Origin of the sequence: Brevibacterium sp. 1718, from assembly GCF_051131255.1 — a bacterium.
In the GTDB taxonomy this organism is placed as follows: domain Bacteria; phylum Actinomycetota; class Actinomycetes; order Actinomycetales; family Brevibacteriaceae; genus Brevibacterium; species Brevibacterium sediminis.
The window spans coordinates 1,535,567-1,559,787 of record NZ_CP186550.1 but is presented as its reverse complement, the minus strand read 5'-3'; the positions used below and the strand labels follow the sequence as shown (position 1 = coordinate 1,559,787).

20 protein-coding genes are annotated in these 24,221 nt (G+C 63.3%); 15 read left to right on the top strand and 5 right to left on the bottom strand.

Annotated features, from left to right (window positions below; translation table 11 throughout):
* Window positions 1-42 precede the first annotated feature (42 nt).
* A complete protein-coding gene (locus tag ACOZ9V_RS06895) occupies window positions 43-1,899 on the bottom strand; it encodes an acyl-CoA dehydrogenase (protein ID WP_434594678.1) in 1,857 nt (618 codons plus the stop codon).
* A 174-nt stretch (window positions 1,900-2,073) separates the two neighbouring features.
* Between ACOZ9V_RS06895 and ACOZ9V_RS06890 the strand changes: the two genes are divergently transcribed.
* The 5 genes from ACOZ9V_RS06890 to rraA all read left to right on the top strand — a co-directional run bounded on the left by ACOZ9V_RS06890 (window position 2,074) and on the right by rraA (window position 6,044).
* Entirely contained in the window at window positions 2,074-2,301 is a 228-nt protein-coding gene (locus ACOZ9V_RS06890) for a hypothetical protein (RefSeq protein ID WP_139907425.1), read from the top strand.
* A gap of 168 nt (window positions 2,302-2,469) precedes the next feature.
* Entirely contained in the window at window positions 2,470-3,780 is a 1,311-nt protein-coding gene (locus tag ACOZ9V_RS06885) for a dicarboxylate/amino acid:cation symporter (protein ID WP_259356587.1), read from the top strand.
* Between the two features lie 211 nt (window positions 3,781-3,991).
* The gene (locus ACOZ9V_RS06880) at window positions 3,992-4,432 is read left to right on the top strand and encodes a hypothetical protein (protein WP_434594674.1); all 441 of its coding nucleotides are present in this window, start codon (window positions 3,992-3,994) and stop codon (window positions 4,430-4,432) included.
* Window positions 4,433-4,515: 83 nt separating this feature from the next.
* Window positions 4,516-5,538, top strand: a complete 1,023-nt coding sequence (locus ACOZ9V_RS06875; RefSeq protein WP_434594672.1) for a D-cysteine desulfhydrase — start codon at window positions 4,516-4,518, stop codon at window positions 5,536-5,538.
* A 38-nt stretch (window positions 5,539-5,576) separates the two neighbouring features.
* Complete coding sequence (gene rraA, locus ACOZ9V_RS06870) at window positions 5,577-6,044, top strand: ribonuclease E activity regulator RraA (RefSeq protein ID WP_434594669.1); 468 nt, start codon at window positions 5,577-5,579, stop codon at window positions 6,042-6,044.
* A 12-nt stretch (window positions 6,045-6,056) separates the two neighbouring features.
* Here the strand turns inward: rraA and ACOZ9V_RS06865 are convergent, their stop codons facing one another.
* Window positions 6,057-6,572 (bottom strand): hypothetical protein, encoded by a 516-nt coding sequence (locus ACOZ9V_RS06865; protein ID WP_434594667.1) that lies wholly within the window; start codon window positions 6,570-6,572, stop codon window positions 6,057-6,059.
* Window positions 6,573-6,753: 181 nt separating this feature from the next.
* Here ACOZ9V_RS06865 and ACOZ9V_RS06860 point away from each other — a divergent pair, with 181 nt between their 5' ends.
* Entirely contained in the window at window positions 6,754-7,713 is a 960-nt protein-coding gene (locus tag ACOZ9V_RS06860) for a VOC family protein (RefSeq protein WP_434594664.1), read from the top strand.
* Window positions 7,714-7,805: 92 nt separating this feature from the next.
* Here the strand turns inward: ACOZ9V_RS06860 and ACOZ9V_RS06855 are convergent, their stop codons facing one another.
* Window positions 7,806-9,923, bottom strand: coding sequence for a heavy metal translocating P-type ATPase (locus ACOZ9V_RS06855; RefSeq protein WP_434594662.1), 2,118 nt, complete (start codon window positions 9,921-9,923; stop codon window positions 7,806-7,808).
* Window positions 9,924-10,068: 145 nt separating this feature from the next.
* On the opposite strand from ACOZ9V_RS06855, the gene ACOZ9V_RS06850 reads away from it, so the two are divergent.
* Window positions 10,069-11,130 carry a 2,3-butanediol dehydrogenase gene (locus ACOZ9V_RS06850; protein WP_434594659.1) on the top strand — a complete coding sequence of 354 codons (1,062 nt, stop codon included), beginning with the start codon at window positions 10,069-10,071 and terminating at the stop codon, window positions 11,128-11,130.
* A 123-nt stretch (window positions 11,131-11,253) separates the two neighbouring features.
* Here the strand turns inward: ACOZ9V_RS06850 and ACOZ9V_RS06845 are convergent, their stop codons facing one another.
* Window positions 11,254-11,967: a CPBP family intramembrane glutamic endopeptidase gene (locus ACOZ9V_RS06845; RefSeq protein ID WP_420097179.1), complete on the bottom strand. Its 714-nt coding sequence runs from the start codon at window positions 11,965-11,967 to the stop codon at window positions 11,254-11,256.
* A 77-nt stretch (window positions 11,968-12,044) separates the two neighbouring features.
* A complete protein-coding gene (locus ACOZ9V_RS06840) occupies window positions 12,045-12,881 on the bottom strand; it encodes a MerR family transcriptional regulator (protein ID WP_434594656.1) in 837 nt (278 codons plus the stop codon).
* A 309-nt stretch (window positions 12,882-13,190) separates the two neighbouring features.
* Here ACOZ9V_RS06840 and ACOZ9V_RS06835 point away from each other — a divergent pair, with 309 nt between their 5' ends.
* The 8 genes from ACOZ9V_RS06835 (at window position 13,191) to ACOZ9V_RS06800 (ending at window position 24,194) form a co-directional block, all read left to right on the top strand.
* Window positions 13,191-14,636 (top strand): GntP family permease, encoded by a 1,446-nt coding sequence (locus ACOZ9V_RS06835; RefSeq protein WP_434594653.1) that lies wholly within the window; start codon window positions 13,191-13,193, stop codon window positions 14,634-14,636.
* Window positions 14,633-16,039 (top strand): four-carbon acid sugar kinase family protein, encoded by a 1,407-nt coding sequence (locus ACOZ9V_RS06830; protein WP_434594651.1) that lies wholly within the window; start codon window positions 14,633-14,635, stop codon window positions 16,037-16,039. The genes ACOZ9V_RS06835 and ACOZ9V_RS06830 overlap by 4 nt, the downstream gene beginning before the upstream one ends.
* Before the next feature lie 65 nt (window positions 16,040-16,104).
* On the top strand, window positions 16,105-17,151 hold the full coding sequence (pdxA, locus tag ACOZ9V_RS06825) for a 4-hydroxythreonine-4-phosphate dehydrogenase PdxA (protein ID WP_434594648.1): 1,047 nt from the start codon (window positions 16,105-16,107) through the stop codon (window positions 17,149-17,151).
* A 66-nt stretch (window positions 17,152-17,217) separates the two neighbouring features.
* On the top strand, window positions 17,218-17,943 hold the full coding sequence (locus ACOZ9V_RS06820) for a DeoR/GlpR family DNA-binding transcription regulator (RefSeq protein WP_434594645.1): 726 nt from the start codon (window positions 17,218-17,220) through the stop codon (window positions 17,941-17,943).
* Between the two features lie 162 nt (window positions 17,944-18,105).
* Entirely contained in the window at window positions 18,106-19,563 is a 1,458-nt protein-coding gene (locus ACOZ9V_RS06815; protein WP_434594642.1) for an amino acid permease, read from the top strand.
* Window positions 19,564-19,915: 352 nt separating this feature from the next.
* Window positions 19,916-20,761: a transporter substrate-binding domain-containing protein gene (locus ACOZ9V_RS06810; protein ID WP_434594639.1), complete on the top strand. Its 846-nt coding sequence runs from the start codon at window positions 19,916-19,918 to the stop codon at window positions 20,759-20,761.
* A gap of 302 nt (window positions 20,762-21,063) precedes the next feature.
* Window positions 21,064-22,446: an MFS transporter gene (locus tag ACOZ9V_RS06805; RefSeq protein ID WP_434594637.1), complete on the top strand. Its 1,383-nt coding sequence runs from the start codon at window positions 21,064-21,066 to the stop codon at window positions 22,444-22,446.
* A 131-nt stretch (window positions 22,447-22,577) separates the two neighbouring features.
* The gene (locus ACOZ9V_RS06800) at window positions 22,578-24,194 is read left to right on the top strand and encodes an NERD domain-containing protein (RefSeq protein ID WP_434594634.1); all 1,617 of its coding nucleotides are present in this window, start codon (window positions 22,578-22,580) and stop codon (window positions 24,192-24,194) included.
* Window positions 24,195-24,221 lie beyond the last annotated feature (27 nt).

The following is a 24,221-nucleotide window of genomic DNA, read 5'->3' as shown; positions in this document are numbered from 1 at the left end:
AAGACAGATGACGGGTATCCAACTGTCAGTTCTTGAACGAACTCACAGCCAGGAGTCGTCGAGGTCTGTGAATGTCGTCGCCCTGCTCTCCACAAGATCGAACCATGGTCCGGTCTGCGGCAGTTCGTGAGCAAAGAAATATCGCGCCGCGGCGATCTTTCCCCAGAGGAAAGCAGAGTCGCCACGTTCACCGACGGTCGCCTCGGCAGCCATTCCCTGCTGCAGCCACAGCCACGCCACCACCGTATGGCCCACTGCTTCCAAATAGGTCCACGCATTGTCGAGGGCCACCGCTGGATCCCCGCTCGACCACACTGCGGCGGTGACGGATTCGATGCGATCGACGGCTGACGTCAGCGCCGCGGTCTCAGCGGACCATTCGGAGCGGTCGGCCGCCTCGGCGAGGGTCTCCCGCATCTGCTCCAGCAGCACCTGCAGACCGGCCCCACCCTTCATGATGACCTTACGGCCGAGCAGATCCTTGGCCTGGATGCCGTGCGTGCCCTCGTGGATCGGGTTGAGCCGATTGTCGCGGTAGAGCTGCTCCACATCATGATCGCGAGTGTATCCCGCTCCGCCGAGCACCTGAATGGCGTGGTCGTTGGCTTTCAGGCACCACACGCTCGGCCAGGTCTTGACGATCGGGGTGAGCACATCGAGCAGCAGTGCCGCACGGTCACGCTCGGCCTCGGAATCAGCAGTTTCGGATTCGTCGAGCAGACGCGCGGCATAGAGGATGAGTCCGAGCCCGCCCTCGACGTAGCTCTTCGACGACAGCAGCATGCGCCGGACATCGGAGTGTTCCGCGATCGGGATCGGCTCACCAGCGGATCCCTTCGCACCGTCGGGACGACCCTGGCGGCGGTCGCGGGCATAGCGGAGGGCATCGAGGTACCCGTGGTACCCCAGTCCGACCGCACCTGCTCCGACACCGATTCGAGCCTCGTTCATCATGTGGAACATACAGGCCAGACCCTTGCCCCGCTCCCCCACGAGGTAGCCCACAGCACCAGCGGAACCGGCCGGAGTGTGCGTGCCCTCACCGAAGTTGAGCAGAGTGTTCGTCGTTCCGCGCCACCCCATCTTGTGATTGAGCCCGGACAGAACGACATCATTGCGTTCTCCGAGGCTGCCATCGTCGTTGACGAGGTACTTCGGAACGAGGAACAGACTCAGACCTTTGACACCTGGCTGGTCACCCTCGGCACGGGCCAGGACGAGGTGGACGATGTTCTCCGAGAGTTCGTGGTCGCCGCCGGAGATCCACATCTTCGTGCCGTGGACGCGGAACGCATCGTCGCCGCCCCGGGGATCCGGAACGACTTTCGTGGTGACATCTCCCAGGGAGGATCCGACCTCGGGTTCGGACAGACACATGGTGCCGAAGAAGCGGCCGTCGAGCTCAGGCACTACGTACTTCTCGATCAGTTCTTCAGTGCCGTACTCGAGCAGCAGATTGGCGTTGGCCATGGTCAGCATCGGGTAGCTGGCGGTGCCGATATTAGCCGCCTGGAACCAGGCGAAGCAGGCCTTCGCGACCGTCTGCGGCAGCTGAATTCCGCCGACGCTCTCATCCATCGTCGCCGACAGCAGGCCGATGCCGGCGAACTGGTCGAGCGCAGACTTGATCTCAGGAATCAGCGTCACCGCAGTGCCGTCGAAAGTCGGTTCATTGAGGTCGGACTTCCGTGCATGGGTCGCGAACCGCTCCTTGGCAAGCTCCTCGCTGGCTTCGAGCACGGAGTCGAAGACTTCACGCGAATGGTCGGAGAAGCGAGGTCGGTCGCAGAGTTCGTCGACCTTGAGCCAGTCGTAGAGTTGGAACTCGATGTCCTTGGCGGAGAGGATGGATTCTGTCGCAGTCGTCAAGACGCCATTGCCTTTGCTCTGTTCAGTCACGAGACCAAACTAGAGCTAAACGTTCGTTAAGTAAAGCGATTCGCCCTCTCACAGTGCAAAGGTTTGGCTATTGATCAGTTGTGAGGTCCGCCAAACGCTCCTCATCCCTGGGTTCAGGCCCCCGCGAGAGCTATAATTCTCCCTACAATCTGCGTGGGAATGGGGCGAAGGATCATGACCGCAGAAACGCATCGATCATCGAAGTTGGCCGAGACGATCGAAAGGTTCTCGAAGGCGTTCAAGAGCGCCAACATCGGCCAGGGGCAGAAGGTCGGCTACCGAGAGGACAGCTCCGAAGAACGGCTGCAAGCCACGGCTGAACACGAAGGAGTGAAGCTCTACCGCAATCCCGACGGTTCTCATCTCGCTGTCGACGAATCCCACTCGAGTTACGACGACTGATCATCGATCAGCCTGAGAGCTGATTCGTCGGCTCGAGCGAACATCAGCAGCCCGGTACACGGCCATCCGCGTGCCGGGTTCTGCTGTGCCCCAGGTAGGATCGCCAGGGCCCTGATGCCACGCCGACAAGTCGGCGGAACAACGATGCTGAAATGAAAGGCAGAGCCTATGCCCTCCCCCACTGCCTCGCCGGCGCAGACGTCTGATTCGAAGCCGCAGCCATCGGGTTTCCTGCGGATCCTCCGCAACTACCGCTTTCCGCTCTTCATCCTCACAGGGGTGGTCATCGGCGCGATCATCGGCCTCGTCTTCGGGGAACGTGCCACCGTCATCAAACCGTTCGGCACGCTGTTCATCAACATGATGTTCACTCTCGTCGTGCCGCTCGTGTTCTTCTCCATCGCCTCCGCGGTCGCGGGAATGTCCTCGGCAGCGCGACTGGGCAAGATCATGGGCAGCATGCTCGGAGTCTTCGCCGTCACCGGCATCATCGCCTCCATCGTCATGGTCGCCGCGCTGCGCATCTTCAACGCCACGGACGACGTCCAGGTGGAGATGCAGGAGCCGGAGAACGTCGAGGACGTCGGGTCCATCGGCGACCAGCTCGTCCAGACCGTCGTCGTCGACGACTTCTCGAAGATCCTCTCCGCCGAGCACATGCTCGCACTCATCGTCTTCGCCGTCATCGTCGGCTTCGCCACCAGCAGGATCGGCGACGCGGGCAAGCCGTTCGCCCAGTTCCTCAACTCCGGCACCGAGGTGTTCCTCAAGTTCACCTCGATCGTGATGTACTACGCCCCGATCGGCCTCGGTGCCTACTTCGCCGCTCTCATCGGTGACCTCGGCTCCCAGCTCGTCGGGGACTATGTTCGCGCTTTCCTCGTTTACTACCCGGTGGCGATCGCCTACTTCATCCTCGCGTTCACGTTCTACTCCTTCCTCGCCGGTGGCCGCCGAGGCGTGTCTCGGTTCTGGGGCAATATCCTCGAGCCCACGGCGATCTCCTTGGGCACATCCTCCTCGGTGGCGGCGATCCCGGCGAACCTGCGTGCCGGAGAGAAGATCGGAGTCCCCCGCGACATCCGGGAGACGATCATGCCGATCGGTGCCACGATCCACATGGAAGGATCGAGCCTGTCCGCGATCCTCAAGATCGCCTTCCTCTTTGCCGTGTTCCAGCGCGACTTCTTCACCCTGGAGAACATCCTCATTGCTATCGCCGTGGCGCTGCTGGCCGGAATGGTCATGGCAGGAATCCCCTCCGGCGGCTTCATCGGCGAGCTCATGATCATCACCCTCTACGGCTTCCCGGCCGCAGCACTGCCGATCATCCAGATCATCGGAACCGTCATCGATCCCCCGGCCACCACCGTCAACTCCGTCGGCGATCAGGCGAGTTCGATGATGGTCGCCCGTATCCTCGACGGTAAGGACTGGATGGACAAGGCCGACGAGGATGATCACGATTCGGTTCCGTAAGCTCAGTGAATCTGTCACACTCCCGAGCTCGCAGATTCGGTCAAGGCTCCTTCTGGCCGAATGTCTCGGAGATGTCATAGGAACGCAATAGAACTTCCGCATTTGCGACTCAGCGTCTCAGCTTCTGTTCAGATTCAGGCAAACGGCTCTCACCTGGGCTGACGATACTCAATTCCAGCAATGTTCCTGATCTGCAAGAGGAGATGTCACCATGCCCGCCTTCATCAGCACTCACGCCGCAAAGTGGGGCGTCGCCGCATTAGCCGGCCTCGCTTCCCTGGGTCTCGCAGTCGGTCCGGCAGCCGCCTCCGCCGATTCCGCGCCCGCATCCAGTGCCGCTCAGGCACCCCAGAGTTCGGGACACCCGAAGGGTGCTGTCAAGTACGCGGACAGACTGATCACCGCCTACGGCATCGGTTATGCAGTGGTCGTGGATCAGCTCGCCACGAAGAACGTCGTCGCTGCCCTCGCCGAGCACAACGACGGGCACGCCAAACGTTGGCATCGCACGTCAGCCGATTCCGGCAAGGGATACACCTGGGTGTCCTACACGAACCTGGACACATATGAGGTCATGAATCTGACAGTGAGAAACGCGATCGCCGCGGACAAGGGCGGCGACGCCGTCCGAGAGGTCGAGTTCGTCGGCTGAGGACGACCTGATGACATCCCGTTGACCAGATTCTGGTCGGCGTCTTGCCAGCAGGACTGAGCAGCTCGGTAGACTCGGGAACCATGGTCGCCCTGAATGAAGTCCAACGCCGCCGCTACACCGCGGGGCCGACGCCTCTCCAACATCTGCGGAGCCTGTCCGCCGAACTCGGCGGACCGCAGATCTGGATCAAACGCGATGACCAGCTGGGACTGACTCAGGGCGGGAATAAGACGCGCAAACTCGAGTTCCTCATCGCCGACGCCCGGAATCAGGGCGCGGACACGCTCATCACCGTCGGCGGGGTGCAGTCCAATCACTGTCGACTGACCTTGTCCGCTGCACGAGTCGAGGGCCTCGACTGTCACCTCATCGTCGAAGAGGATCTCGGACCCGACGGCACCTCGCTCGGCCCGGCAGGGTCGAACCCGCCGGAGTACACGGGAAACTTCCTGCTCTTCGATCTTCTCGGCGCGGATTCGGTCACGGTGCTCGGCCACGGGGCCGACCTCCTCGGCGAGGCTGAGGTTCTGGCTGAGAAGCTGCGCGGCGAGGGCAGGAAGCCTTACGTCATCCCGGTGGGCGGGTCGAATCCGATCGGTGCGCTCGGGTACGTCGACTGTGCCGTTGAGATGCTCGACCAATTCGCCGAGGCGGGGCTGGATTCGCCCACGATCGTCACGCCCAGCGGTTCGGCCGGAATGCAGGCCGGACTCGTCGTCGGCCTCCACAGTGCAGGAAGCGATGTACCGGTCATCGGCATCAACGTCAGCCGGACACAGGCGGAGCAGGAACCGAAGATCGTCGACCTCGTCGACTCCACGGCGCACTTCCTCGACCTGCCCCCGGCCCCTCGCGCAGCCACAGTGGGACTCGGTGATTATGTCGGGACGGGATACGCTCTGCCGACTCCCGGGATGGTCGAGGCTGTGCGTCTCTTCGCCCGCACCGAGGGCATCGTCCTCGACCCGGTGTATACCGGCAAGGCAGCCGCAGGTCTCATCGACCTCATCAGATCCGGCCGTTTCTCTTCCGAGGACGAGGTCATCGTCATCCACTCCGGCGGAGTCCCCGGACTCTACGCCCGTGCCCAGGCGTTTGCCTGAGCACCACTCAGCTCCCACCACCAACGGAAGGCACACAGATGACAGTTTCGACAGCAGACCTGTGGGACGAACGCGGCGACGAGCTCTATTCGATCGCCCTGAACTTCGGCGATTTCGGAGCCAAAACGTCATTCTCCGGACCGGCCCGCACCATCCGCTGCTACCAGGACAACGGACTGGTCAAGCAGACCCTCAACCAGCCCGGCGACGGCGCCGTGCTCGTCATCGACGGTGACGGATCGATCGCCACCGCCCTCATGGGTGACATGATCGCCGAGGCAGGAGTTCGAAACGGCTGGAACGGCGTCGTCATCAACGGTGCCGTCCGTGACCGTGAGGTGCTGGCCGAGATGGAATTCGGCATCAAGGCTCTGGCCAGCAACCCGCGCAAGAGCGCGAAAGACGGTGCCGGTGAGATCGACGTGACCGTGGAGATCGGCGGCGCGACGATCCGCCCGGGAGCGATGGTCTTCGCCGACGCCGACGGCGTTGCAGTCGAGAAGTAGGGCGGCAGAGACTCAGCGGTGAATGGTGTCGAAGCTCTGTTCGGCTGAGTCCCAGATAGCGGCAACAGCGATCTGACCATCAGCGGTGAGCTCTTCGACAGTCGACCGGTCGTAGAGGTACGCCCACTCCGCTGCCGACACGACTCCGGTGACCACGAGGATGTCATAGTCGAAACTTGCCCGTGACGTCGCCTGGACGATGAACGCCGTGGCTTCCAAGTCTTTGACTCTGTCCTCGGTCGAGGCGAAGTGGACATGAAGGCGTTCGGGTTCGGTCTCCTGGTTGAAGTCGGGGTTCGTCTCGGATTCGAGACTCACCTCGACGCCGTCCAAGGACTGCGCCACATAATCCGAGAGCTCGTCGAGGGAATCGAAGCCCTGCTCCACGACATCCAGAGTCGCCGTCGGCGTCGTTTCGGATTCCGACGATGAGCCGGAATCGGAGCCGCAGCCGCTGAGAGAGATGAGTGCGGCGGTCAGGAGCCCAGCGACGGCGAGAGCAGGGGCGGACCTCGATTCGAACCTCATGGCACCAGCCTATCGGCGGACACGCGTTGGTACCGCATCGCCTCGGTCGCACCGTGGGCGCTCCGGTGGGATCCGGGGCGCCTCGGTGCAGATCGGGAATAGATCCATCTCCCATTTAGTTGAATCTTCAATCATATTGACCTACACTGGCAACAACAGCCGATCCGCTCAGGAGAACAGCATGCCCACCACTCCCATTCAGGCGCCAAAGCCCACCGATCTGCAGACGCCCGTCGTCGATGAGAAGCGACTCAGCGCTGCCACCGGTATGGACGCCGTGACCCTGCGCGTCGGCGATCTCGAGAAGATGTCGAACTACTACTCGAACGCCCTCGCCATGGAGCCCCTCGAGGAGACCTCCCGCGACGGTGAGGTCCACCGCGTGCTCGGCCGCGGCACTACTCCCCTGGTCAAGCTCGTCGCAACCCCGGGCCTGCCCGGCGTCGACCCCAAGCAGGCCGGCTTGTTCCACACCGCGTTCCTGTTCGACACCAAGGAAGCCCTGGCGGCCACGGTTGCCCACGCCGCGCAGAACACCAACAGCACCTTCGTCGGTTCCAGCGATCACCTGGTCAGTCAGGCCTTCTACTTCACCGACCCCGAAGGCAACGGCATCGAGCTCTACATCGACCGCGCCCGCTCGGAATGGACTCACTCCATCGACGGTGAAGTCCAGATGGATACGCTCTACCTCGATCCGAACCGCTTCCTCGAGCGCCACCTCAACCAGGACGTCCTCGCGAACACTGCCGCCGAACCCGGCATCGTCGGCCACGTCCACCTGCAGGTCGGCAACATCCCGCAGGCCCGCGAGTTCTACGTCGACGCCCTCGGCTTCGAACCGTCACTGTCGTCGATGCCCGGAGTCCTCTTCGCAGCGGCCGGCGGTTACCACCACCACGTGGCCATGAACACCTGGAACAGTCGCGGCGCAGGCCCCCGGGCGGCCAGCCTCGGCCTCGGGGATGTGGCGATCACCGTTCCCGGTCGTGAGGATCTCGACGCACTGGTCGCGCGTCTGCGTGCGCACAACCTCGATTTCGCCGATGACGGACGTTCGGTGCGAGTCGTCGACCCGTGGGGCACGCAGGTCACTCTGGCCACCGGAACCAGCTCCATCGACGAGACGCTGGCGCGCTGACACTCCGCCGGTGCGAAGAGCTCCGCCGGTCAGAACACGCTGAGGCGGGTGATGCTCAACGGCATCACCCGCCTCAGTCGTCTCCGCCGAGATCAGCTCTTGGAATGCACTCGCTCGACAGCCGCCTGCGGATGAAGGTCGAGTCGACGCAGCAGCTGAGCGTTGAGGGCGACGACGATCGTCGAGATCGACATCAGGATCGCGCCCACGCTCATCGGCAGAACGAACCCGATGGGAGCGAGGATTCCTGCCGCCAACGGCACCGACAGCAGGTTGTATCCGGCCGCCCACCACAGGTTCTGCTTCATTTTCCGGTAGGTCGTGCGAGAGAGCTCGACGATCGAGAGCACTGAACGCGGATCGTCGGAGGCGAGGATGACTCCGGCAGAGCCGATGGCCACGTCGGTTCCGGCACCGATGGCGATGCCGACATCGGCCTGCGCCAAAGCCGGCGCATCGTTGACCCCGTCACCAACCATCGCCACACGACGGCTTTCCCCCTGCAGCTCGGAGACCTTCGCAGCCTTGTCAGCGGGGTGGACACCGGCGTAGACACGGTCGATGCCGAGCTCGGAGGCAACGGACTGCGCGACCGCCTCGGCGTCTCCGGTGATCATCACGACCTGCGCACCGATGGCATGAAGCGCATCGACGGCATCACGCGATTCCGGGCGGATCTCATCGGCCAGCCGCAGGGCACCGACAACGGCTCCATCGACGAGCACATGGAGGATGATGGCGCCTTCGGCCCTCCACGCTTCCGCGGCCTTCGCCTCGGGGGCATCGTGCGCCTCGAGCAGCCTGGGTCCACCGACCTCGACCGTTTCGCCTGCGATGACGGCTCTGACACCGACCGCAGGTGACGAGGAGAAGTCGGATGCACTCGGCACGTCGATCCCTCGATCAGCGGCTGCCTTGACGATGGCGGTGGCCAACGGGTGTTCACTGTCGGCTTCGGCCGCGGCGGCCAGACCGAGCAACTCATCCTCGGTCCGCGCGGTCCCGTCGCTCGGTACGGCCTCGATGCCGGTGACCGTCGGCTCACCTTTCGTCAGGGTGCCGGTCTTGTCGAAGAGCACGGAATCGACCGTGCGCATCGTCTCGAGTGCGAGCCGGTCCTTGACGAGGACACCGGCACGGGCCGCGCGCTCGGTGGCGATGGAGACGACCAGCGGAATGGCCAGGCCCAGGGCGTGAGGACAGGCGATGACGAGCACGGTGATCGTGCGCACGACCGCCGAGTTAGGCATACCGATGAGCGACCAGACGACCGCGGTGATCACGGCAGCGCCGAGAGCGAACCAGAACAGCCAAGCCGAGGCCTTGTCGGCGATGCGCTGCGCACGCGACGAAGAGTTCTGAGCATCGGAGACCAGCTTCTGGATTCCCGCCAGCGTTGTGTCATCACCGATCGCGGTGATCTCGACCCGGAGCCCGGAATCCGTGGCGACGGTGCCAGCCACAACGGCAGCGCCTTCGCCCCGTCGGACCGTGGCGGACTCTCCGGTGACCATGGACTCGTCCATATGGGCCGAACCGTCGATGATCCGACCGTCGGCGGGAACCGAGGAGCCGGGACGGACGAGGACGATGTCACCGACGACAAGCTCGCCCGGAGCGATGGCCACCGTCTCCCCACCGACGATCTTCTCCGCCTCATCGGGCAGCAGTGCGGCGAGACTGTCCAGCGCCGAGGTGGTCTGTGCCAGTGAGCGCATCTCCATCCAGTGACCGGCGAGCATGATCACGACCAACAGGGCCAGCTCCCACCAGAAGTCGAGCTGCGGGTCGAGCAGACCCAACGACGAGCCCCAGGAGGAGATGAACGCGACCGTGATTGCCAGTGCGATGAGCAGCATCATGCCGGGGCTGCGCCCCTTGATCTCGTCGAGCCCGCCGGTCAGGAAGGGTTTGCCGCCCCAGACGTACATGACGGTGCCGAGGATCGGCGCGAGCCATCGGAGTGCACCGAGGACGCCGGTTTCGGGAACCTCATAGCCGACGAGGTGGCCGAACATCGGGCTGAACGCGACGACAGGCACGGCGATGACGAGCATGATCCAGAACAGGCGACGGAACTGCGCGACGTGATCGCCGTGACCCGCATGCCCTGCGTGCCCGCCGTGGCCCGAATGTCCGGAATGTCCCTCGTGACCAGAATGTCCCGGTTCATCGGGCCGCATATGCCGATGATTCTGCTGGTTGTCCATACCCCGAAGATATACCCCCTAGGGGTATAAATCAACGGTGAGTCCCCTCACGTGCAATCCCATGCAACCCTGGCTCTCATGTCGCAGGCGCTCTAGCGTCGAAGAACGCCGAACGGCCCATATAGGCCTCACGAAAGGACTCAACATGAGAGCAGCACGGTTCCACGCACGCAAAGACATCCGGATCGACGATATTCCAGAGCCCGAACTGCAACCGGGCACAGTCGCCATCGACGTGGCATGGTGCGGGATCTGCGGAACTGACCTCCACGAATACCTCGAAGGGCCGATCTTCGTCCCACCGGCGGGCCACCCCCACCCGATCTCCGGCGAATCCGCGCCGGTGACTATGGGACATGAGTTCTCCGGCACGATCACCGAACTCGGTGAAGGTGTCACCGATCTGGAGGTCGGCCAGAACGTCGTCGTCGAGCCCTACATCATCGCCGACGATGTCGACACCAGCCCCGGTCAGAGCTATCAGCTGTCCGAGAATATGAACTTCATCGGCCTCGGCGGTCGCGGTGGCGGGCTATCGGAGAAGATCGTCGTCCAGCGTCGCTGGGTCCACCCCATCGGCGACATTCCACTCGATCAAGCTGCACTGATCGAACCGTTGTCAGTCGCGCACCACGCAGTTGTGCGATCTGATGCTGGAGCAGGCCAGATCGCCGTCGTCGGCGGCGCGGGCCCGATCGGCCTCCTCACCGCCGCCGTCCTCAAGGCCAAGGGGCTGACCGTCTACATTTCCGAACTCTCTGAGGCGCGGAAGGAGATGGCACTGTCGACTGGCGTTGCCGATGAAGTTCTCGATCCGCGAGATTCCGATGTCGCAGAGACCGTTCGCGAGCGCACGGATGGGCGAGGAGCCGACGTGGGATTCGAATGCTCGTCCGTTCCCGCGGTTCTGGACATGCTCATCGACGCCACTCGCCCCGGAGGCGTCATAGTCAACGTCTCCATCTGGGGGCATAAGCCCGAAGTCGATATGCCGAAGCTGGTCCTCAAAGAGATCGATCTCAGAGGAACGATCGGCTACTCCGGTGACCACCCCGAGACGATCCGACTAGCCGCCGACGGAACCATCGATCTCTCCGCATTCATCACCGCACGCATCGGCCTGGACGAACTCGTCTCAGGCGGGTTCGACGAACTCATCAACAACAACGAGCAACACGTGAAGATCATCGTCGATCCGCGCGCCTGAACTCCCAGCCTAGAGAGCACCAGCCCAACATCAGAAGGAGGCCGTTAAGGATCCTCCGCCTACACCCGGCCCCTGCCGGACTCTCGAGTCCGGCAGGGGCACCGCCTTCGTAGCGACACTCCTTCAGCCCAGGAAAGCGGCAAGAACAACGGGAACGAACGCCGCGCAGGCATTGTTGAAGCCATGAGAGACGACTCCCGGCCAGACCGATCCGGTCCGGTGGAACAGAATCCCATTGATGATTCCGACGATGAACGCAACGGGAAGGACGGGGTTGATTCCGTGAGCGAGGGCGAAGATCGCCGCGCTGACGATGATTCCGACCCACGGCCCGAAACGCAGCAGCCCCGATGTGAGCACACCACGGAAGAAGAACTCCTCCCCGAGCGGCGTCAGTATCGAGCCCATGATCACGGTGCCGATGACCGCGAGCACTCCCCCGGCGGCAGCAGCTTGATAGTCGCCCTGCACGTTCTCAATTCCGCCGTTGACCGAATAGGCGATCAGCGAGACGATCGCGCCGAGGATCCAGCAGACCACGCCGAGTCCGGCGCCGAGGAGAAGCGACTTCCAGGATGCCTTGCGCAGCCCGAAGGCGGCGAGTCCGCGGCGCTTGATCACATAGGCGGCGGCGAAAGCGGCCAGTCCCATGACCCCGGACAGCGCAAGCTGAATGACGCCGCCCAGCTCGGAGAGACCATCCGGAATCATCTTGAGGATGAGGAAGACCGCACCGAATGCGAGCACATAGGCGATGAGGCCGACGATCATCTCCGACCAGCCGGGGCGGTCGGCCCGGTTGGGCGATTGAACTGAGGTGTCGATCTGGAGTTGCATGACTCGGTCCTTCCGTAGAGCTCCGAACTGCTTGACACCCTCAGCAAAAACTGTGCCCTAAGGGCAGGGTCAAGGGTTCAGCCAGAAGTTTCTTCGGATTCGGCCGGTGCTCGATCCTCACCCGCCGTCCCATTGATCTCCTCGACCCGCACCAGCACCTCGATCTGGGCGCGATTGTAGAGCCGCACCATGGCCTCACCGATCGTCTGCTGCATCCTTCTGCGCTTCCTACGCGGAACGTCGTCGAGGAGATCCGCCCAACCGTACTTCTCGCCGATGGCCTTGACCTGCGGAGCATATCGTCGAGCCAGGTTGTCTCTCACTTCTGCAGAGGCATTCGGGGAGATCGATTGAAACTCCCGCGATGCCTCGGTCGAGTTCACCTCGGCGAGCATCGCGCGCAGGGACGCCACAGACTTCGCGTCGAGGACCTGGGAATAGACGAGGAGCAGTCCTCGATCCGCTTCTGTGAGGGTGCCCCGCACCTCTCCGAATCCGCTCGGCAGATCCATGGCAGTGCCGTGATCGAGAATGGCCGCGATGTCCTCGCGCATCTGCTCCCGACGAGAGATGTCAGCTGCCAGCTCCGCATCCAGCGCCCTCAACGCCGAGTGCATCTCTCCCACCTCTTCGGCCCGCCCGCCGTCGCGAACGACCGCACCGTCGCCCTGACCACTTCGACCCCGAGCGTCGACCATGAGACCGGGCTCGAAGTCGCGGATCTGGCTGAGCGAGAAGCCGAGTTCGATCAGCCGCCTGATCTGCAGCAGCCGCACAAGGTGCTCGGCACGGTACTGCTTGTAGCCGTTCGCGGCGCGTTCCGGCTCGGCCAGCAGCCCGCGATCGTGATAGTGCCTCACCGTCTTGACCGTCGTACCGGCCAGATCCGCCAAATCACGAGTACTCCATGCCATCGGCGACGGTCTCCTCCCGACTACTCGACTGCGCGGAGCCCGAACGGTTCGATGCCAGAGCGCCGCGACGCAGTCCCGCACCCTCGTGACGAAGCCTATCCGGACCGTACCCCTCAGCGCATTCACCGAGCCGAGACGAACGCACCGAGATTCAACATTGCATAAATGCGCAGTTAGGACACATACTTGCTCATACTGTTCAACTTCGATACTGATCGTCGACTGCCCCACAGGCACCACACGTCAGGTCGAAGCCATTGAGAATCACACACCCTGGCTCCCTGAGCCGGCCTCACTGCGGAGGACCTAATGGACCTGCAACTCATCCTGGCGCTGGTCGCCGGAATCGCGACGATCGTCGTCATCGTGCTCGCGACCCGGCTCGACGCCTTCATCGCCCTGCTCCTGGCAGCGGTCGTCACCGGCATCGTCGCCGGTCAGGACCTGCTCTCGATCGTCGACTCCATCACCACGGGCTTCGGCGACACCCTGGCCAGCATCGGCATCGTCATCGGACTCGGTGTCGGCATCGGCAAGATCCTCGAAGTCTCCGGTGCCGCCGACTCCCTGGCCCGTGCCTTCCTGCGCGCCTTCGGCAAAGGCCGCGAGCCCTGGGCGATGGGCACCGTCGGCTCCCTCGTCTCCATCCCGGTCTTCTGCGACTCCGGATACGTCATCATGAACCCGCTGGCCCGCTCGATCGCCCGCGTGAAGAAGGGCGGCTATGTGACCCTCGCCCTGGCTCTCGGCTGCGGTATGACGCTGACCCACCACATGGTGCCGCCGACGCCCGGCCCGCTGGCAGCCACCGGCATCCTCGGCGCCGATATCGGTGCAGTCATCCTCGCCGGTCTCGTCTTCACCGTCATCCTGCTGCCCGTAGTCGTCGTCTACGCTCGCTGGATCGGACCGAAGCTCGAACCCGTCCTCAACGCCCAGGTCAAGCATGACGTCTACGCCGAGGCGGTCGCCGAAACCGCGTCCGGTTCCGCCGGAGGCACCGTCCTCACCGCCGAAGGCGGAGACGCGGCGGGACCCGATTCCGCTCCCGATTCATCGAAGAAGCCGGGCGCCTTCCTCGGCTTCCTTCCGCTCATCGTCCCGCTCCTGCTCATCGTCGCCAACACCGTGAGCACCGCGATCGACAAGAACGCGCAGGGCGAACTCGCCGGAGACGCCTACGAGCCCTCCGCCTGGGTTGCACCTCTGGCCTTCCTCGGCAACCCAGTCGTCGCTCTGATCATCGGCCTCGTCCTCGCCGTCTACACGTTGCTGCCCCGCGTGACCCCACGCAACCAGGTGCAGAGCTGGCTGGCCGACGGTGCCGCCTCGGCCGGACTCATCCTGCTCATCACCGGTGCCGGGGGAAGCTTCGGACTGGTGCTGCGCGAATCGGGCGTCGGTGATGCCCTCGCCGAGGCGATCGCCTCGATCAGCCTGCCGGCCCTCCTCGTCCCGTTCCTCATCGCCTCGCTCGTGCGTCTGGCTCAGGGATCGGGCACGGTCGCGATGATCACCGCCGCCTCGGTGACGGCTCCGCTCATCGCCCCGCTGGGACTAGACCCGCTCGTGGCCGTGATGGCCTGCACCGCCGGTTCGATGGTCTTCTCCTACTTCAACGACTCCTACTTCTGGGTCGTCACCCGGTTCACCGGCCTCGACGGAATCAATGCCATCAAGGGCTGGTCGGGAATCACCACCGCCGTGTGGATCTGTTCCCTTCCGCTGCTGTTCGTGCTCGACTTGGTCGTATGAGCGCCTCCCGAATGTCCGACTCCGAAACGACCGCAGCCGCCTCGGCCCAGGCGAGTCCGCGCATCCTCATCGTCGCCGACGACCTCACCGGCGGAAATGCGTGCGGAGCCCTGTTCGCCGAGGCGGGGCTGCGGACGATCACCGTCACCGATACCAGGCCGGCCGGCAACCTCGACATCAGCGGACTGCTCGATGACTTCGACGCGGTCGTCGTCAACACCGACTCCCGGCACCTGCCCGCGCAGCAGGCAAGCGAGCTCTACACCGAACTCATCGAAACCGCCGGGGCCGTCGACCTCGTGGCGTGCCGAATCGACACCACCCTGCGCGGCAATGTCGGGCCCGCCGCGGCCGCCGCCATCTCGGCCCGCAGACGAGTTCTCGCCGCGACCGACTGTCCGCAGCATCGCGTACTGGGCCTGTGCGTGCCGGCGTTCCCTGCCGCGGGCAGAACCACCGTGCAGGGTCGACAGCTGCTGGGCGGCCGACTGCTCGAACACACCGAGCTCGCCTATGACGTCCGCTCCCCCATGCGCACCTCAGTCATCGAGGACATCCTTGCCGCCGGCACGGATCTCAACAGCCGCCTTATCGATATCGCCACGGTGCTGGCCGGTCGGGATGCCGTGCGCACCGCCGTAATCGACGCCATCGGCGACGGAACGGACGTGCTCATCGCCGATGCCCTGACCACCGACCACATCGACCTCGTCGGGTCCGTCATTGCTGAGATCAGCCACGAACTCGCCGAGGCGGCTTCCCCCGACATCCGTGATCGGGCAGGTCTGGCCGACGGTGAGCGGTTGGACTGGGTGACCATCGACCCGGGGCCCGGCAGTCTCGCTCTGGCCCAGTCTCGGCTGCCGGCTCGCGCCGATGGCATTCTGCTCGGCATTTCGGGATCGGCCACTGAGGTCACCCGTGCACAGCTTGCAGCAGTGGCCGAGGACCCCACGATCACGGTTCTGCGCGCACCTTTGGACGATACGGGCCTGCCCGATGTCGAGGCCGCACTCGGCCTCATCGATCGGACCGACTCGGCGCGGGCGATCATCATCGCCACCGTCCTCGAGACCAGCGACCTGTGCGAACTCACCGATGCCGAATCCGAGGAGACGACACGGCGCCTGGCACTGATCGCCTCGGCGGTCATGTCCGCCATCCCGGTCTCCGGCCTCTACACCACCGGCGGGGACGTCACCGCCACGGTGATGCGCGAGCTCGGTGCGATGGGGATGGAAATCGACAAGGAGATCGTGCCTCTGGCCGTGGGAGGTCGCCTCGTCGGCGGAAGCGCTGACGGACTGCCGATCGTCACGAAGGGCGGGCTCATCGGTGACACCGGCACCGCCGTCGAATGCCTCGAATTCCTGTCGACGACTGCTCGCGTCAGGCGAGACTGAATCGTGCACGACGACCCCAACGCCCCACCCACCGACATTCATCCGAACCACCTGAGGAGACAGAAATGACAGCACCAGCACTCGCCGTGACCGTGGGTGACCCGGTCGGAATCGGACCGGAGATCACCGCCACGGTGCTTGCGGAGTTCGCCGGCAGAGACGATCAGCATGGAATCGCTGTGGCGGATCTGGCCGTGATGAAACGTGCCGTCGACGTCCTCGGACTCGACGTCGAACTGCGTTCCATCTCCGACTGGTCGACCCCGTCGGCCGGTGAAGGCGTCATCGACGTCTTCGATATCGGCGTCCTCGACGATGACCTTCCCGACTGGGGAGTCGTCGATGCCCGCGCCGGCAAGGCTTCGGTGGCCGCGATCGAGCTCGCCACCAAGGCAGCCATGGGTCAGCAGATCGCCGGGATCGTCACCGGCCCCATCAACAAGGAAGCCGTGTGGAAGTCCGGTTCGCAGCACCTCGGGCACACCGAGATGCTCGGTGAGCTGACCGGAGTGACGAAGCAGGACACGATGTTCGTCGTGGAGAACACGAAGGTCCCCGACCACAAACTCCAGATCTTCTTCGCCACCCGCCACATGTCCCTGCGCAAGGCTCTCGACGCCCTGACCGTGGACACACAGGTCGACTCCATCGAACGCGCCCACCGTGCCCTCCAGCTCTACGGCGTGGCCTCGCCGAGGCTGGCCGTCGCCGCGCTCAACCCCCACGGTGGCGAGAACGGTGCCTTCGGCGACGAGGAGATCGAAATCCTCCGCCCGGCCGTGGAGAAGGTCAACGCAGGTGGCGCCTTCGAAGTCGCCGGACCGATCCCGGCCGATTCCGTCTTCCACCAGGGGCTGACCGGCCGCTATGACGGCATCCTCTCTCAGTACCACGATCAGGGGCACATCGCATCGAAGACCTTCGACTTCGACGGCACCATCTCGGTCACCGTCGGATTGCCGATCCTGCGCACGTCCGTCGATCACGGAACAGCCTTCGACATCGCCGGTCAAGGTATCGCCGATGCGGGCACCATGCGCTCGGCCTACCGCGCGGCCATCGGATACGCTCCGTTCGTCGACGGCATCCGCGCGGAATACCTGCCGCAGTAGGCTGAGTCGTACCTCCGGCCGCGGCGTCGCTGCGGCCGGATCATCGCCGAAGGAGAGGGAGAACAGATGGCGATCCGATCGGGGACCCAGCGCCGCCGCGAAGCCATTCTCGGCCTGCTCAAGACCGGTTCGTGGAGCATCCCTCGCCTGGCCGATGCACTCGAGACCTCGGAATCGACGATCCGCCGCGACCTGCGTGAGTTGGCCGCAGACGGCGAGATCATCCGCACCATCGGCGGAGCCGCAGCCGCAGGCTATGTCGAACCGCCTTTGGGCGAGCGCATGGAGCAGCAGGCGGAGGCGAAGGACACGATCGCCGCACGAGCGCTCGAACGACTCGACGACGCCCGAGTGCGCACCGTCTTCCTCGACGCCGGTTCGACGACCGTGCGTTTGGCCGAGCGGATCAGGGACCGCAAAGAGCTCACCGTGATCACTCGCGGTCTCGAGATCGCGCTGGCCTTGGCTCATCCCGCCGGCCCCACAGTGATCATGGTCGGCGGCGAGGTCTCGACCCTTTCGCACGGCACCACCGGCGCGCTGTCCGATCATGCGCTGTCGCGCATCCATGTCGACATTGCATTCCTCGGTGCCGATGCCGTGGATCCGGCACAGGGCCTCGGCGAACCGAGTCTCGACGAAGCACGCACGAAAGAGCTCATCGCCGAGCGGGCCGGAGCAGTCGTCGTCCTCGCCGACAGTTCGAAAGCCGGCCGCGACGTCGCCGCATGGGCACCGATGCCGTCCGGCTGGACGTGGATCGACGAGCACGCGTCCCACCGGCACGATTGACAATACTGCGCTGACGACTCCATTCGCCGACCACCGTGTGATCGACGACATCTGATTATCGCGACTTCTGTGTAGAATCCCGGAGGCAGTTTCAACAGTGACTGCCTGGAGGCTCGGCATTCCTGCGAAATCCGAGCCCTGGTCTCACAAGGAGAAAGCTCTATGAGCGAACCCCACAACTCGGGTGCTGACACTGACAACGCCGCTGGGGGCGGCAAGCTGCGCAACCGGCACATCACCATGATCACGCTCGGCGGCATCATCGGTGCAAGCCTCTTCGTCGGATCCGGAAACGTCATCCGCTCGACAGGACCGGCTGCGATCCTCTCCTATCTCATCGGCGGACTTCTCGTCTTCCTCGCCATGCGGATGCTCGGTGAGATGTCGGCACGCCGACCTGCCGTCGGTTCCTTCATGGAGTACGCGAACGAGTCCTTGGGCGGGTGGGCCGCCTACCTCGTCGGCTGGCTGTATTGGTACTTCTGGGTCGGCGTCATCGCCTATGAAGCGGTCGTCGGCGGCGGAATCATGTCAGGCTGGTTCCCTGCGATTCCCACCTGGCTCTGGTCCCTCCTCCTCGTCATCGTCTTCATCGGCACGAACATCCTCTCGGTCCGCGTCTTCGGTGAGGTCGAGTTCTGGCTCGCGAGCATCAAGGTCATCACGATCGTCGTCTTCCTCATCGTCGGTGCACTCTTCGTGCTCGGCGCCTGGCCCAACGCGACGAACTCCGTGTCTAACCTGTGGGACCACGGCGGTTTCATGCCCATGGGCTTCAGCGCCGTGATGATCGGCGTGGCCACCGTCATCTTCAGCTACTTCGGCACCGAGATCGCCGTCATGGCATCGGCCGAGTCAGTCGATCCGGCTCGCGGCATCAACCAGGCCACCCGGACCGTCATCTGGCGGATCATGCTGTTCTTCGTCGGCGGCGTGCTCATCATCGTCACCGCGGTTCCCTGGGATGAGCTGCCCGATCCCGATACGATCGCTCCGTTCGCTCATGTCTACGGTCTCTTCGGTCTGCCGGGTGCCTCGGCAATCATGACGATCGTCCTGTTCACCGCTGTCATCTCGGTGCTCAACTCCGGCCTCTATTCGGCCTCCCGCATGTTCGCCTCCCTGGCCGACAAAGGGTATGCGCCGGCGCTCATCCGCAAGCGCTCGAAGACGAACGTCCCGGTGGCAGCTCTCATCGCTTCGAGCCTCGGTGCGCTGGCGGCCGTTGTCGCCAACTTCACCGTCCCGGCGTCGGGGATCTTCGACTTCATCATGAACTCCGGCGGTCTCGTAGCCCTCTTCGTCTATGTCTTCATTGCCCTCGCCCAGTGGCGCATGCGACTCAAACTCAGCCCGGCCGAGCGAGAAGCTCTGACCTTGAAATCGTGGCTGACGCCGATCCTCAACATCTTCCTCATCATCGTCGTCATCGGCGTCGTCGTCATCATGCTCCTCAGCGAGGACGGCCGGGCACAGGTGTGGACGAGCCTAGTCGCCACTGCGGTGCTCTTCGCCGTGTGGCCGCTGGTCAAGCGTCGCCTCAACGCTCGCGGGATCGATACGTCTCCGGCGATGGATCAGCGTGCAGCAGCCGCGGCGAAGGAATCTGCGGCGTCCTGATCCAGCGCCACCGTTCTGACACCTGAGCCATTCGGCCTGAGTCGATTGAGTGGAGGGATCGTGCATATGCGCGGTCCCTCCGCTCATTCATCTGATCTCGACGTTTTCGATCCGATCTACGGCGCTCGGCGCAAGAACGAGGGTATCGTCCACCGGATGAGCCGGTGCAGGCGCCGTCGGTCGTCGGCTATGGGCACCGGCATCGGCGGAGGTGGGAACTGCCATGCGGATGAGATCGGTCGCCTTCCTGACCGCAGATAGACTAACCCGTCTCCCCGATGCATCGAGCTAGACTCTAATCACGCACGATCCTGCGAACCGACGCGCCCGCCTCACCTAGGACATCGAAGTCATGCAGTTCACAAGCAAATTCGCTCCCACCATCGCTGGAGTCTGTGCGATCTCTCTTGCACTTGCCGGGTGTACGTCAACCGGCGATTCCGATCAGAATGTTGCCGAAGGTCCGAAGCCGACAGAGTCGCACGGATCTTCCTCGACATTGAGCCGCATTGAATCGTCCGGAGTCGTGAAGATCTGTACTACCGGGGACTACCGTCCTTTCACCTATTTCGACCCGAAGGCGAAGGAATGGTCGGGCATTGACGTCGACATGGGTCGCACTTTCGCCGACGACCTCGACGCGAAACCAGAATTCGTCAGAATCGACTGGGACGAATTCCCATCTAAGATTCGAAAAGGCGCGTGCGACATAGGCATGGGAGGGCTCTCTATCACCACAGAGCGGGCCGCACAACTGTATATGTCGGATCCGACCACGCAGGACGGTAAGACTCCCATCACCCAGTGTGGGAAGGTGGACAAGTACGACTCGATTGACAAGATCAACGATGACGATGTTGAAGTCATCACGCCAAAAGGTGGCACCAACGAAGAGTTCGCCGCGGAGCACTTTCCCGAGGCCAAGGTCATCAAATGGGACGACAACAATACGATCTTCGACCAGATCGTCAAAGGCAAGGCCGATGTCATGGTGACCGACGCACCAGAGACCAAGTGGGTAGCCCATGAAGAACCGGAACTCTGCGCCGTCAACCCGGACAAACCCTTGAACTTCAGCGAACAGGGCTATGCAATACGTTCAGGCGACGACCAGATGCTTGAATACCTCAACACTTGGCTGCGCATCACCCAGCACGACGGCACCTATGCCGGGGCCGAGAAGAAATGGTTCGGGTAGCTCGAAAGAGAAGACTACTCTTTTCGCTTGCACAGACAAATTCGGTCATTGATTGAATTTTCTGTCAACCCGATTGCCATAACGATAACTTCACTGTTCCCTGTGAAGAATCCTTGCCGCTCCGATATTGACGGCGCAGAACGTTCCTCCAGGTCAGATACGCTAGAACCGAATATTCTCCTAATGACACGCCGATGATTTGACAGGATTTTTCGATTGAGAAGCTGAGCACAGGCTCGTAACGTGGCTTCGGTTCGAAAGAAGGATCACTTCGACTGTGATCCGAATGACTGGAGGAATTCATGAGCATCCCCGATACCTCAGGATCCGCATCACCTGCTTCCCCGCCCGAACCCGATCTCAAGACGGTCCGCAAGGCCGTCGCCGCCTCCGCCCTGGGCAATGCGACGGAGTGGTTCGACTACGGTCTTTACGCCGTCTCAGTCACCTATCTCGCTCAGCACTTCTTCCCCGGCGAGCATGCTCAGCTGATGGCGCTGCTGACATTCGCCGTGTCCTTCATCTTCCGCCCCCTCGGCGGAATCGTCTGGGGTCCGATGGGTGATCGCCTCGGCCGCAAGAAAGTCCTGGCACTGACGATCCTGCTCATGGCCGGCTCCACCTTCTGCATCGCGCTGCTGCCGTCCTACGCCACGATCGGCGTTGCCGCACCCATCATCCTCGTCCTGCTCCGCGTCATCCAGGGCTTCTCCTCCGGCGGTGAGTATGGTGGTGCGGCCACCTTCATGGCCGAATACGCCCCGGACAAGCGGCGCGGTTTCTTCGGCAGCTTCCTCGAATTCGGCACTCTGGCCGGAATGGCGGCCGGTTCGCTGTTCGTCCTCCTCCTGCAGCTCGGGCTCGGCGAACAGACGATGACGGACTGGGCATGGCGGATTCCGTTCGTCTTCGCCGGTGTGCTCGGCGTCGTCGGCCTGTACCTGCGCTCACAGCTCGACGAATCCCCTGTCTATGAAGAGTTGGACAACAGCGATCAAGGCAAGTCCGTCAAGGAGGTCTTCGCGACCCTGTTTGCGAACTACAAGAAGCAGCTCCTCGTCCTCGGCGGCATGGTCGTCGCGGTCAACGTGGTCAACTACACGCTGCTGTCCTACATGCCGACCTACCTGCAGAACCCGGTCGGCATGAGCGCGAACGCCTCACTGACCGTGATGTTCCTCGCCCAGGCATTCATGATGATCCTCATCCCGTTCGGCGGAATGCTTTCGGACAAGGTAGGACGCAAGCCCGTCTGGTACTTCTCGCTCATCAGCCTCTTCGTCGCGGCGATTCCGATGTTCATGCTCATGGCCAATGGCTTCGTGTGGGCACTCATCGGACTGGCCGTCCTCGGTGTCCTCTACATCCCGCAGATCTCGACCATCTCGGCGACGTTCCCGGCGATGTTCCCCGGACCTGTGCGCTTCGCAGGCTTCGCTATCTCTTACAACGTCTCCACCGCACTGTTCGGCGGCACCGCCCCCTCGATCAGCGATGGACTCATCGGCGCAACGGGAAACACCATCATTCCCGCCTACCTCGTCATGGCTGCATGCGCGATCGGTCTGATTGCCACGATCTTCATGAAGGAGACGAACGGTGCCTCGCTGCGCGGCTGCGGCCTCCCCGAGACCGGCGCGGACGTCATCCTCGACGAATCGGAGCTCGTCAACGACGCGAAATGATCGTCCCGGCCTCTCGTGACCGGGGCTGAGTGACGCGTCACCTCCGACGGAGCAGACCGGCGACACCGCATCGGAACTTCCGTTGCAGTGTCGCCGGTCTTCTGCGACCGAGTCTGGGTTAGTCTCGGATCATGGTCACGTTGATTCCCGAACAGCCAGATTTCAATGGGTCCACGGCCGAGGAGCTCGTGTGGAATGCGCTGTGCCGTCAGCTGCCCGATGAAGCGGCGATCATCCATGGTCAACGACTGACCGGCGATGACAAGGATGTCGAGATCGATTTCCTCATCCTGTGGCCGGGCGCCGGCATCGCCGTCGTCGAGGTCAAAGGCGGACGCGTCGACGTCATCGACGGCGCCTGGTTCACCTCCGGTTCCCAGGGAAAGCGAAACCGACTGCCCACCCCTCCCCTCGAGCAGGCGATGATCGCCAAGCACACCCTCGTGGACTATCTGCGCCCGCGGCTCTCCCGCCTCCCCGGACCGATCAGCCACCTTGCGGTCCTCCCCTACACGGAACTGCCGAGCGGCTGGGACCAGCCGGACGCGCCAAGACGCCAACTCGTCGACGGCACCGAGATCGATTCCCTAGCATCGAAGATCGCCACTCAGCTGCGCTTCGACTTCGACCCCGACCGCCACGACCTCACCGCCGGCCACGAGTTCGTGCTGAAGAACCTCCGCAGAACCAACCAGGCGGTGGAGAATCTCAAGCTCAGAGCCTCCGAAATCTCGGACCGAGCCGATGCCCTCAGCCGTGAACAGGCGAAGCTCATCCGCATCCTCCGCCACCAGAATCGTGCCGAGATCAGCGGCGGTGCAGGATCAGGCAAGACCTATCTGGCACTGCTCAAAGCCAGAGCGCTGACGCAGGAGGGGAAGAAGGTCGCCCTCATGTGCTATTCCCGCGGGCTCGGCCGCTTCCTCCAGCTCTTCACCGCACAATGGCCCGAAGTCGACCGGCCCGCGTTCGTCGGGCTCTTCCACGACCTGCCCATCAGCTGGGGTGCGCCCACCGGCAGCGACGACGACTCGGAGTACTGGGAACAGCGACTGCCCACGATGCTCAAGGAACTCGCCGACGAGCGTCCGCGCAAGAGACTCTTCGACGCCATCGTCATCGACGAAGGCCAGGACTTCAGCCTGCTGTGGTGGGAAGCCGTCCAATCCTGCCTGCGCAATCAGCTTGCCGACACCCTCTACGTCTTCACCGATGAGCGCCAACGGATCTTCGACCGTCACGGCGAATCACCGATCACGATGAACCCCATCCAGCTCGACGAGAATCTCCGCAACTCATCGCAGATCGTCGCCGGAATCGCCGACCTCGCGTTGGAACCGCCGATCGCACGCAACGGGCCCGGCGACGAAATCGAGTGGATCGACGTCGGCCTCGAGGATGCCGTAGCCGAAGCAGATGGGCAGGTCGAAGCACTCATGGATGCCGGGTGGAACGCCGGCCAGGTCGCACTGCTGACCACCGGGTCCAGGCATCCGGAGCAGAAGAACATCGTGGAGAGTGAAGGGATCGCAGCCTACTGGGATCAGTTCTTTGCTGAAGAGGACGTCTTCTACGGGCATGTGCTCGGTTTCAAAGGACTCGAAAGGCCCGCCGTGGTGCTCTGCCTCAACGGGTTCAGAGACCCCCAGCGGGCCATCGACATGCTCTACGTCGGTATGTCGAGAGCGACGACGAAGCTCATCGTCGTCGGTGACCTGACCATCTTCGACGAGATCTACGGCCGCTGATCGCTCAGCTTCTCACCGGCTCTCGTC